The sequence below is a fragment of the Blastococcus sp. TF02-09 genome, assembly GCF_003319105.1.
GTDB lineage: Bacteria > Actinomycetota > Actinomycetes > Mycobacteriales > Geodermatophilaceae > Blastococcus.
The window spans coordinates 286,679-297,785 of sequence record NZ_QOHH01000005.1 but is presented as its reverse complement, the minus strand read 5'-3'; the positions used below and the strand labels follow the sequence as shown (position 1 = coordinate 297,785).

Sequence of the window (11,107 nt, the reverse complement as noted above, 5' to 3'; positions counted from 1 at the left end):
CTCGGACACCGTCGAGGCCTTCCGGTCGGGCAGCTTGGTCGCTTCCGATCTTGGAAGGCCTCGACCCGTTCCCGGCCTCAGCTCCCACGCGCGAGTCCCTCACACCCACCGCAGGTACGAAGAGCCGCTTTTCCGCGGAAAAGCGGAGAAGTTGCCAACTCGCGCGTCCCCGCCGGCGCAGGACACGGCGAGGTCACCGCCAGTCACACCCGCCACGGCTCCCCCTCCCGGCCACAGGGACCCCTCGGGGACCAGCCGACGGTCAGCCGGAGGACCGGCGCTGCCGATGAGGCAGGAGCACGGAGAGCACGCCCCTTCGCCACGGATCGGCGGACCACGCACTCGTTCCACGAGTGCTCCTTCCGCCGACCCCGGAGGTCGATCGTGTCCCGCTCGTCCGTTCTCCCCGATCGATGATCGGCGAGATCACCCCCGCCGCGCTGCACGCCAGCCTCTCGGGTCTGGCCCAGCGGCAGCGGGTCACCGCCGACAACATCGCCAACATCAACACCCCGGGCTTCCTCGCCGGCCGGGTGGACTTCGAGTCCTCCCTCGCGGCCTCCCTGCGCAACGGCGAGACGCCGCAGATCAACGGCGGTACCACCGCCCGCTCGATGGAGCCGACGAACACCAACGGCAACAACGTCAACCTGGATGCGGAGACCCTCATCGCCACCGAGACCGGCCTGCGCTACCAGCTGGCCCTGAACGCGCTGGACGGCAAGTACAACTCCATCCGCACCGCGCTCAGGACGAACTGAAGATGGCCATCTTCGACACCTTCGGCATCTCCGGCTCCGGGCTGATGACGCACCGGAAGTGGCTGGACGCCGTCTCGGACAACATCGCCAACATCAACACGGTCAACCCCGCCGACCAGGACCCGTTCCGCGAGCGGCTGGTCGTCGCGCAGGCGGTGGACTACGGCTCCGGCGGCGGTGTGCGCGTCGCCCAGGCCGCCTTCGGCGGCAACCCCGAGGGCCGCCTCGTCTACGAGCCCGAGCACCCGCTCGCCAACGACGAGGGCTACGTCCGCTACCCCGACATCGACCTGGGAGACCAGATGTCCCAACTGATGATGGCGCAGCGCGGCTACCAGGCGAACCTGGCCGTGGTCGAGCGCGCGACGAGCATGTACCAGGCCGCCATCCAGCTCGGGAAGGGCTGATGACCAGCGCCATCGGCGGCATCGCCGGCATCCCCTCCTTCGTCGCGCCCACCGGTTCCGGTGGGATCGCCGCCCGGAACTCGACCGACCTGGTCGACAACCCGACCGGTCTGACGATGGGCGCCTCGGTGCCCGCCCTCACCGGGGTGTCGTCGACGTCCGCGCCCGGTGCGGTCTCCGACAGCAGCGGCTTCGCCGGCATCCTCGCGTCGTCCTTCGACCAGCTGGCCGCCACCCAGGCGAAGTCCGACGGGCTGGCCGCCCAGGCCGCCACGGGCGACCTCAAGGACGTGCACGACTACATGATCGCCAGGAATGAGGCGTCCCTGGCGACCGAGATGGTGGTCGGCATCAAGAACGCCGCCGTCAGCGCCTTCAACGAGATCATGAGGATGCCCATCTGATGAACAAGGCACTCGCCGGGACGCTGGAGCGTGCCCGCTCCGCGTTCGCCACGATCAGCCTGGGGCAGAAGGTCGTCATCGGCCTGCTGCTCGCCGGGCTGCTCCTCGGCGGGTTCTTCTTCTCGAAGTGGATCACCGCGCCCACCCAGGCGCCCCTCTTCTCCAACCTGGCCACGAGCGACGCCGCCGCGATCGTCGAGGAGCTCAACGCCCAGGGCGTCGAGAACGAGGTTGTTGACGGCGGCGGAACCATCATGGTGGCCAAGGACGCGGTCTACGACCTGCGCCTGCAGATGAGCGGGCAGGGCCTGCCCGCCGGCCAGGACACCGGCTACACGCTGCTCGACGAGCAGGGCATCACGACCAGCGAGTTCCAGCAGGAGGTCACCTACAAGCGCGCCCTGGAGGGCGAGCTGTCGAAGACCCTCGAGGCCCTGGACGGCGTCAACGAGGCCATCGTGAGCGTCGCGCTGCCCAAGGACGAGGTCTTCGTGACCGAGCAGGCCGAGCCCACCGCCTCGGTGCTGCTCGACCTCGCCGCCGGCACCCAGCTCTCCGGCGAGCAGATCCAGGCCGTGACGAACCTGGTCTCCTCCAGCGTGGAGAAGATGTCCCCGGAGCAGGTGACCGTCACCGACACCTCCGGTCAGGTCCTCTCCTCCCCCGGCAGCGGGATCAGCGCCGCCGCCGGTGACGCCCGTTCCCAGGTCGAGATGGACTACCAGAACCGCCTGGCCGCCAACGCGCAGAAGATCCTCGACTCGGTGCTCGGCCCCAACAAGGCGGTCGTGTCCGTCCGGGCCGACGTCGACCTGGACAAGCGCGACACCACCTCGAAGACCTACACCTACGACGAGGGCACCCCGCCGGTGTCCGAGCAGCGGGACGTCGAGAACTACACCGGCGGCGGAGGCGGCGTCGTCGGCGGGGTCCTCGGCCCGGAGAACATGCCCGACGCGGGCGGCACCACCGGCGGGGGCGACTCCAACTACACCAAGGAGTCGACGACCGCGAACAACGCCGTCGGCGAGACCACCGAGGTCACGCAGGCCGCGCCCGGCGGCCTCAACCGGCTGACCGTCTCCGTGGTCATGGACCAGGCCGTGGCGGGCGACCTGCCGCAGGCCCAGATCCAGGCCCTGGTCGAGGACGCCGTCGGGCTGGACGCCGCCCGCGGCGACGCGATCACCGTGGCCGCCATGCCCTTCGACACCACGGCCGCCGACCAGGCCGCCGCGCAGATGGAGGCCGCCCGCGACGCCGAGGCCAGCGAGGCGATGTGGTCGATGATCCGCACCGGTGGCATCGCGGCCGGCATCGCGCTGGTCGTCCTCGTGGTCTGGCTGCGCTCTCGCAAGCGCACCGAGCCCGAGGAGGACTACGAGCCGCTCGAGCTCTCCGACGACATGATCGCCGAGCTCGACCGCATCCGGATCGCGAGCACCCGCGAGGTGCCCGTCGACAACGCGGCGGCCGAGCTCGAGGCCGCCGAGCGGCTGAAGGTGCGGAGCGAGATCTCCACGATGGTCAACGAACGCCCTGACGAGGTCGCGGCGATGCTCCGCGGCTGGTTGACGGAGAACAAGGCATGACGCTGGCGGGCATGGACCAGTTGCTGGCTGCGGGCGGGGCGAACCTTCCCGCCGTCCCGCCGGCTCCCGCACGACCCGAGCTGCCGGGCCTCCGCAAGGCCGCGGTCTTCCTGGCCCAGATGAGCAAGGAGGAGGCCGGCGTCCTGCTGGCCCAGCTCCGGCCGCGCGAGGTCGAGTCGCTGACCCGGGAGCTGATGCGCCTGGGCTCGGTCGAGATCGAGGACGTCGACGAGGTGATGAGCGAGTTCCACGGCCTGATGACGGCGCAGCACTTCGTCGGCCGGGGCGGCGTCGACTTCGCCCGCGAGATCCTCGCCGCGGGCCTGGGCGAGGACAAGGCCGGCGACATCCTGTCCCGCCTCAACGTCGTCTACACCGAGGTGCCGTTCGCCTCCCTGCGCAACGCGGACGTGCGGCAGCTCGTCACGTTCCTCAAGGACGAGCACGCGCAGATCATCGCGCTGGTGCTCGCCCACCTGCCGGCCGCCCAGTCGGCCGAGGTCCTCTCGGGCTTCGCGCCCGAGCAGCAGGCCGAGGTCGCGCACCGCATCGCCACGATGGACCGCACCTCCCCGGAGATGGTCCGGCTGGTCGAGGAGGAGCTGGGCCGCCGGATGGGCTCGATCCTGGCCCACCAGGACATGAGCACCGCCGGTGGCGTCGAGGCCCTCGTGGAGATCATCAACCGCTCCCCGCGGCCGACCGAGCGCTCCATCCTCGAGTGGCTGGACAGCACCGACCCCGAGCTGGCCGACCAGGTCCGGTCCCAGATGTTCGTCTTCGAGGACATCGTCACCATCGACGACCGGTCCCTGCAGCTGGTGCTGCGCGAGGTCGAGGCCAACGACCTGGCCACCGCGCTCAAGGGCGTGCGGCCCGACGTCCGCGACAAGATCCAGCGCAACCTCTCCGAGCGCGCCGCCGAGAACCTCTCCGAGGAGATCGAGCTGCTCGGCCCGGTGCGCACGCGCACCGTCGAGGAGGCCCAGGCCAAGGTCGTCGGTGTCATCCGGACGCTCGAGGAGCAGGGCGTGCTGACCATCCAGCGCGGCGGGGACGATGAGTTCGTCGCCTGAGCGGGGTTCGCTGCCCGTCGTGCTGCGCAGCGCGGACGCCGGCGCAGCGCCGGCCCCGCGGGCGGCCCGCGAGGGCGCCGTGCTGCGGGGCGGCGCCGCCAGCAGCGCCCGCCCGTACCGCCGGCTCGGCGACGCAGAGGTCCCCGCGCCGCGCCCCGAGCCCTCGCCGATCGAGCGCCGGACGACGGTCCGCCGCGCGGAGGACCAGCCCGTCGCCGGCGGCCGCCCCAGCTTCCGGCTCGGCGAGGTCTACGCCGAGGAGCTGGACCGGCTGCGCGCGCAGGCGCACGCCGAGGGTTTCGCCTCCGGGCGGACCGAGGGCATGGCCGCCGCCGCCGCCGTGGTCGCGGAGGCCGAGCGGGCCGCCACCGAGCGCATGGCCGAGGCACAGCAGCGCTGGGAACGGCGGATCGCCTCGGCCACCGCCGCCCTCGGCGCGGCCGCCGCACGCCTCGAGGAGGCCGAGCTGCCGACGGCGGAGGACGTCCGCGAGACCGTCATCGGCTCGGTGCTCACCCTGCTCGAGGACCTGCTCGGGCGGGAACTGGCCCTGGCCGACTCGCCCGTCCTGGACGCCGTACGCCGCGCGCTGACCCTCTGCCCGGCCGATGCCCCCGCCCTCGTGCGCGTGCACCCCGACGACCTGGCCGAGATCCCGGTCGACGCGCTGGCCGGGCTCCCCGACTCGGTGCGCGTGGTCGGCGACCCCGCGGTCGAGCGGGCCGGCGCGATCGCCGAGACCGGCTCCCGCCGCATCGACGCCCAGCTCGTCTCCGCGCTCGAGCGCGTCCAGGCGGTGCTGTCCGCGTGAGCGCAGCCGTGCCGACCCGACCCGCCCTCCCCCTCTCCCTCCTCACCCGGGCCCGGAACGCCGCCGCCCCCCAGGTCACCGGGGTGGTCACCGGCGCGATGGGCCTGACGCTCTCCGTCGACGGCATCAGTGCCGCGGTCGGCGACCTGGTCGAGATCAACCCGGCCACGCGGCCGTTGCTGGCCGAGGTCGTGGCCGTCGGGCGCGACCGACTCACCTGCATGCCGCTGGGCACGCTGTCCGGGGTCCACGCGGGGGCGCCGGTCCGGGCCACCGGCATGCCGCTCCAGGTGCCCGTCGGCGAGGCGCTGCTGGGCCGCGTCCTGGACGGGCTCGGCCGGCCGGTCGACGGCGGACCGCCGCTGGCCGCGCGGGTCTCCTGGGTCGACCTCGCCAGCGAGACGCCGCACGCGCTGTCCCGCACCCGCGTGGAGGAGCCGCTCACCTTCGGCGTGCGCGCGCTGGACACCCTGGTCCCCTGCGGCAAGGGGCAGCGCCTCGGCATCTTCGCCGGCTCCGGCGTCGGCAAGTCCAGCCTGCTCGCCCAGATCACCCGGGGCACCGACGCCGACGTCCGCGTTATCGGGCTGATCGGCGAGCGTGGTCGCGAGGTCCGGGAGTTCCTCGAGGAGAACCTGGGCGCCGAGGGCATGGCGCGCACCGTCGTCGTCGTCGCCACGTCCGACGAGCCGCCGCTGGTCCGGCTCAAGGCCGCCTTCGTGGCCACCCGCATCGCCGAGGCCTTCCGCGACCAGGGCCGCGACGTCCTGCTGCTCATGGACTCGATCACCCGCACCGCCATGGCCCAGCGGGAGGTCGGGCTCTCCGCGGGCGAACCGCCGGCCACCCGCGGCTACCCGCCGAGCGTGTTCGCGATGATGCCGCAGCTGCTGGAGAAGGCCGGCACGGGCTCCGTCGGCTCCATCACCGGGCTCTACACCGTGCTGGTCGAGGGCGACGACCACAACGAGCCGATCGCCGACACCGCCCGCTCGATCCTCGACGGGCACATCGTCCTCACCCGGAAGCTCGCGACCGTGGGGCACTTCCCGGCCATCGACGTGCTCGAGTCGATCTCCCGCGTCGCGAGCGCCGTCGTCCCCCCGGCGCAGATGGCCGACGCCCGCGAGATCCGCCGGATGATGGGCGCGCTGCGCGACGTCAAGGAGCTCGTCGAGATCGGCGCCTACCAGCCCGGCAGCGACCCGCTGGTCGACCGGGCCCGCGACCTCGCCCCGCAGATCGAGGCGTTCCTGCAGCAGCCGATGGGTGAGTCGACGCCGACGCCCGAGGCGTGGGCGTGGCTGCAGCGGATCGTGCGCTCGTGAAGAAGGCCGCCTTCCGGCTGCAGCCGGTCCTCGAGCTGCGCCGCACCCAGGAGCGTGCCGCGGCCGTCGCCTCGGCCCGTGCCGCCGCTGCGGCGTCGGACGCGGCCCGGCGCGCGTCCGACCACGAGACGGCGCTGGCCTCGGCCTCGCTGCCCCGCTCGCTCCCCGCGGGCGACTTCCTGGCCGCCATGACGGTGCTGCGCTTCGCCGCGTCCGACGCCTCCGACGCCCGCGCCGCCGCCGTCGCCGCGGCCGAGCAGGCCGAGGCGGTCCGCGCGCAGTGGACGGCGGCCGCGCAGCGCACCAAGGCGCTGGAACGGCTGCGCGAGCGCCACCGCGAGGCCCAGCAGCACGCCGAGGCAGCCGCCGAGGAGCGCGCGGCCGACGACCTGGTCACCGGCCGCGCCGGCCGGGCGACCACCGAGGAGGAGCTCCCGTGGACGGACTGACCGCGGTGCAGGCCCGGATCAGCGAGATCCAGACCCGCTTCACCCCGCAGGTGCAGACGACCTCCCGCGGGTGGGCGTCGGCGGCGGCCGCCGCCGGGCTCACCGGCACCTCGTCGACCTCCGTCGGCTCGACCGTGGCCGCGGCCGGGACGGCGTCGGAGACGGCGGTGGTCGCGGAGGCGACCAAGTACCTCGGCGTCCCCTACCTGTGGGGCGGCACCGACCCGTCGAAGGGGCTGGACTGCTCCGGCCTGGTGCAGACCGTCTACGGCAACCTGGGCATCGACCTGCCGCGCACCTCCTCGCAGCAGGCCACCAGCGGCACCGCGGTGGCCTCGCTCGCCGACGCCCGCCCCGGCGACCTGGTCTTCTTCGACAACTCCTCGTCGCGGGCCGGCATCGACCACGTCGGCATCTACGTCGGCGACGGCAAGATGATCGCCGCCCCGCAGGCCGGCGAGGTGGTCAAGGTGCAGGACGTCGGCAACCCCACCTCCATCCGGCGGGTCCTGCCGCAGGCGGCGCCGGCCACCACGGCCACGACGTCGGGGGGCGGCAGCGTCGCGGGGGTCCCCTACGCGAACCTGTTCACCAGCGCCGCCGGCCGGCACGGGGTCGACGCCTCGCTGCTGGCCGCCGTCGCCTCCGTGGAGTCGAACTTCGACGCCGGCGCGGTCTCCTCCGCCGGCGCCCAGGGCCTCATGCAGTTCATGCCGGCCACGGCCCAGGGGCTGGGGGTCGACGCCCTCGACCCGGCCTCGGCCGTCGACGGCGCCGCCCGCTACCTCAAGCAGCTGACCGGCCAGTTCGGTTCCACCGAGCTCGCGCTGGCGGCCTACAACGCCGGCCCGGGGACGGTGAGCCGCTACGGCGGCATCCCGCCCTACGCCGAGACCCAGAACTACGTCCGCAACGTCATGAGCAAGGCGGAGGGCTACCGATGACTGCACCCGTGACGCCGGCCGCACCCGCGGTCCGCACGCCCTCGACCGGGGGGAGCCCGGACGCCGGAGGTGCCGAGAGCGCCGCACCCTTCGCCTCCGCGCTGGACGGCGCCCTCTCCGAGAGCCGCGGCCAGGTCGACGACGACGCAGCGGACGAGGGGCAGTCGCAGGACCCCGGCTCGCCGGCTGCCGCCGCGGTGCCGGTGGAGGGCGCGGTCGCCGCCGCTCCCCCGCTCGTCGACCTCGGCGCCGCCCTGTTCGCCTTCGCCCTCGGGACGACGCAGGCTCCGGGCTCGCCCGTCGACGCCGGTGCCGCCGCCACCGACACGACCGTCCCGGCTCTCACCGGCGTCGCCGGCGGGACCGGACCGGTGGCCGCTGCGGCGGGTCCCGTGCCGGCCCTCCCCGACCCGGCCGCCACGTCCTCGGCCGCACCCGCCACCGGGACGGGAACCCCCGCCGTCCTCCCGGGCGGCAGCGCACCGACGGTCCCGGGCGGACCGCTCCTCGACGTGGTCACCGCCCCCGACGGCGCCGCACCCGCTGCGCCGGCAACACCGGCGACGGGGGCCGGACCGGCCCTCGCGTCGTCCGGCGTCCTCGCAGCCCTCGGCTCCACCGTCGTCGTGGCGGAGGCGCTTCCGGCAGCGACGCCGGCCGGACTCGCGGACGCCACGGTCACGGCTCCGGCACCGGGGCCCGCGACCGACGACGTGGCCTCCCCCGCCCCGGTACCGGGCGCAGACCTGCCGGCCGCCGACCTGCCGGTCGCCGGCGCCGGCGCTGCCGACACCGGGGCGGCGGGCCAGGACGCCGGCGGTGCGCCGGCCGGCGACGGCTCGGCCGAGCCGGTCACGGGCGCGGTCTCCGGCCCGGCGCCCACCTCGACGGCCGCGACCCGGGATGCCGAGGGCGCGACCGGTGCCGCGGCGAGCCAGCCCGTGGCCACCCAGGTCGCCCGGCAGGTGGCCGTGCTGCGGGGTGCGCCAGACGGCTCGCACACCATGACCCTGGTCCTCACCCCGGAGACGCTGGGCCCGGTGGAGGTCTCGGTGACCGTCACCCAGGGCACCGTCGACCTGGTCCTCCGCGGGGCGCACGAGCAGGGCCGCGCCGCGCTGCTCGACGCGCTGCCCGACCTGCGCCGCGACCTGGAGTCCGCGGGCCTGACCACCTCGACGCTCGAGGTGACCGAGGACAGCGGCGGGTCGTGGCTCGACCGGCACGCCGCCGGCCAGCAGGCCCAGCAGGGCTTCGGCGACCGCCCCGGCCAGCAGGCCCCGGCCGACGGACGGTCACGACCCTGGCTGCGCACTGCCGATAGCGGAGAGACCAGGACCGTCCCGACCACCGGCTCGGCGTCGTCGGGCGTCGACGTCCGTGTCTGAACAGGAGACCCACCCATGACGGACCCCGTCGGCGGCACCCAGGGCGGCATCGCCACGTACACCGCAACCCAGCAGGTCGAACGCAAGGGCCAGATGGGCAAGGACACGTTCCTCAAGCTCCTGGTCGCCCAGATGCGCTACCAGGACCCCTCCAAGCCGGTCGACAGCTCGCAGATGATCGCGCAGACGGCGACGTTCACGCAGGTGGAGAAGCTCGAGCAGCTCGCCACCCAGAGCGCCACCGCGCTGGTGCTCCAGGAGCACGCGGCCGCCGGCGCGATGGTCGGCCGCACGGTCACCTACACCGACGCCACCGGGGCCAGCGTCAGCGGCCTCGTCTCCTCCGTCCGCCTCGCCTCCGGCAAGACCGAGGCCGTCGCCGTCGTCGACGGCAAGGAGGTCCAGGTCGGCCGGATCACCGCCCTCTCCACCCCCACGCCGAGCTCACGGACGAGCTCCTCCGCGGCGTCCTGATCACCGCCCCGCCCCGACACCCGAGGAGATCCTCCGCATGCTCCGCTCCATGTTCTCCGCCATCTCCGGCCTCAAGGCCCACCAGGCGAAGATGGACGTCACCGGCAACAACATCGCCAACGTCAACACCGTCGGCTACAAGAGCAGTTCCACCGTCTTCCAGGACACGCTCTCGCAGGTCGTGCGCGCCGGTGGCGCCCCCGCCGCCGAGCGCGGTGGCACGAACCCGGCCCAGATCGGCCTGGGCGTCAAGCTCGCCGCCATCACCACCAACTGGACCAACGGCGCCGCCCAGTCCACCGGCCGCTCGACCGACTTCATGATCGAGGGCGACGGCTTCTTCGTGACCCGCGGCCCCGGCGGCGAGCAGCTCTACACCCGCGCCGGCTCCTTCGACTTCGACGCCAACGGCCGGCTGACCACCCCGGACGGCAGCATCCTCCAGGGGTGGCGGGCCGACGCGACCGGCGCCATCAACGCGAACGGGCCGATCGAGGACCTCTTCGTCCCCTACGGCGCGACCGTGCCCCCCGAGCCCACCGGCAGCTCCGCGCTGGGCGGCAACCTGAACTCCGCGGCCGCCATCGGCGCGTTCGTCCAGACCCCGGTGCGCATGTTCGACCAGCTGGGCGTGGCGCAGCAGGTGACCTACACCTTCACCAAGGTGGCCGAGAACGAGTGGGAGCTGGTCGTCAACAACGGCGACGACGACAACGACCCCGCGACGCCGGCGCCGGCTCTCGCGCTGAGCAACGCCGACGGCACCCCCTTCGACGGCATCGTGCGGTTCGACCCCGTGGACGGCGCGATGACCGCCCCGGCCGGCCAGATCCGCTTCGCGCCCGGCGCGGTGGCCTGGCCCGACCCGGTGACCATCGACCTCGGGGAGCTGACCCAGTTCGGCGGCAAGAGCGAGGTCGTCCCGACCGACGTCGACGGGTACGCGCAGGGCTCGCTGCAGGGCTTCGAGCTCTCCAACGACGGCACCATCACCGGCACCTACTCCAACGGGCTGCGGCAGGACCTGGGCCAGCTGTCGATGGCGTCGTTCAACAACCCGAGCGGCCTGGAGAAGGCGGGCAACTCCTCGTTCCGCGTGGGGCAGAACTCCGGTGAGGCGATGGTCGGGGTCGCCGGCGTCGGCGGCCGCGGCATCCTCTCCTCCGGCGCCCTCGAGATGTCGAACGTCGACCTCTCCGAGGAGTTCACCAGCCTGATCGTCGCCCAGCGCGGGTTCCAGGCCAACAGCCGCGTGATCACGGCCTCCGACGAGCTCCTGCAGGACCTGGTCAACCTCAAGCGCTGATAGCTGACGCCCCGGCCCGTGGCAGGACCCCCGTCCTGCTACGGGCCGGTCGGTCCTCGGCTCAAGGACCCGCCGTCCCGGGCCGATGGTGACCGTGACGTTTCCCCGCCCTTCCTTCCCCCTCCCGCCCACCCCATCCCAGCCCCACCGAGCAAGAGGACCGTCCC

General features: G+C 73.6%; 12 protein-coding genes. All 12 read left to right on the top strand.

Features of this window, described 5'->3' with window-relative positions:
- The first annotated feature begins 413 nt into the window (after window positions 1-413).
- The 12 genes from flgB to DQ239_RS10225 are packed head-to-tail and all read left to right on the top strand — an operon-like array spanning window position 414 to window position 10,940.
- The gene (flgB, locus tag DQ239_RS10280; RefSeq protein WP_113834298.1) at window positions 414-761 is read left to right on the top strand and encodes a flagellar basal body rod protein FlgB; all 348 of its coding nucleotides are present in this window, start codon (window positions 414-416) and stop codon (window positions 759-761) included.
- Between the two features lie 2 nt (window positions 762-763).
- Window positions 764-1,168, top strand: coding sequence for a flagellar basal body rod protein FlgC (gene flgC / locus DQ239_RS10275; protein WP_113834297.1), 405 nt, complete (start codon window positions 764-766; stop codon window positions 1,166-1,168).
- Window positions 1,168-1,572 carry a flagellar hook-basal body complex protein FliE gene (fliE, locus tag DQ239_RS10270; RefSeq protein ID WP_233489035.1) on the top strand — a complete coding sequence of 135 codons (405 nt, stop codon included), beginning with the start codon at window positions 1,168-1,170 and terminating at the stop codon, window positions 1,570-1,572. The genes flgC and fliE overlap by 1 nt, the downstream gene beginning before the upstream one ends.
- Window positions 1,572-3,164 carry a flagellar basal-body MS-ring/collar protein FliF gene (gene fliF / locus DQ239_RS10265; RefSeq protein ID WP_113834296.1) on the top strand — a complete coding sequence of 531 codons (1,593 nt, stop codon included), beginning with the start codon at window positions 1,572-1,574 and terminating at the stop codon, window positions 3,162-3,164. Before fliE ends, fliF begins: the two co-directional genes overlap by 1 nt.
- On the top strand, window positions 3,161-4,240 hold the full coding sequence (gene fliG / locus DQ239_RS10260; RefSeq protein WP_113834295.1) for a flagellar motor switch protein FliG: 1,080 nt from the start codon (window positions 3,161-3,163) through the stop codon (window positions 4,238-4,240). The genes fliF and fliG overlap by 4 nt, the downstream gene beginning before the upstream one ends.
- Window positions 4,224-5,051 carry a FliH/SctL family protein gene (locus DQ239_RS10255; RefSeq protein ID WP_113834294.1) on the top strand — a complete coding sequence of 276 codons (828 nt, stop codon included), beginning with the start codon at window positions 4,224-4,226 and terminating at the stop codon, window positions 5,049-5,051. Before fliG ends, DQ239_RS10255 begins: the two co-directional genes overlap by 17 nt.
- Window positions 5,048-6,379: a FliI/YscN family ATPase gene (locus DQ239_RS10250; protein WP_233489033.1), complete on the top strand. Its 1,332-nt coding sequence runs from the start codon at window positions 5,048-5,050 to the stop codon at window positions 6,377-6,379. Before DQ239_RS10255 ends, DQ239_RS10250 begins: the two co-directional genes overlap by 4 nt.
- Complete coding sequence (locus tag DQ239_RS10245; RefSeq protein ID WP_113834293.1) at window positions 6,376-6,828, top strand: flagellar export protein FliJ; 453 nt, start codon at window positions 6,376-6,378, stop codon at window positions 6,826-6,828. Before DQ239_RS10250 ends, DQ239_RS10245 begins: the two co-directional genes overlap by 4 nt.
- Entirely contained in the window at window positions 6,816-7,772 is a 957-nt protein-coding gene (locus DQ239_RS10240) for an NlpC/P60 family protein (RefSeq protein WP_113834292.1), read from the top strand. Before DQ239_RS10245 ends, DQ239_RS10240 begins: the two co-directional genes overlap by 13 nt.
- Window positions 7,769-9,160: a flagellar hook-length control protein FliK gene (locus DQ239_RS10235; protein WP_147252070.1), complete on the top strand. Its 1,392-nt coding sequence runs from the start codon at window positions 7,769-7,771 to the stop codon at window positions 9,158-9,160. Before DQ239_RS10240 ends, DQ239_RS10235 begins: the two co-directional genes overlap by 4 nt.
- A 15-nt stretch (window positions 9,161-9,175) precedes the next feature.
- Window positions 9,176-9,634, top strand: a complete 459-nt coding sequence (locus DQ239_RS10230; RefSeq protein ID WP_113834290.1) for a flagellar hook capping FlgD N-terminal domain-containing protein — start codon at window positions 9,176-9,178, stop codon at window positions 9,632-9,634.
- A 37-nt stretch (window positions 9,635-9,671) separates the two neighbouring features.
- Window positions 9,672-10,940, top strand: a complete 1,269-nt coding sequence (locus DQ239_RS10225; protein ID WP_113834289.1) for a flagellar hook protein FlgE — start codon at window positions 9,672-9,674, stop codon at window positions 10,938-10,940.
- Window positions 10,941-11,107 lie beyond the last annotated feature (167 nt).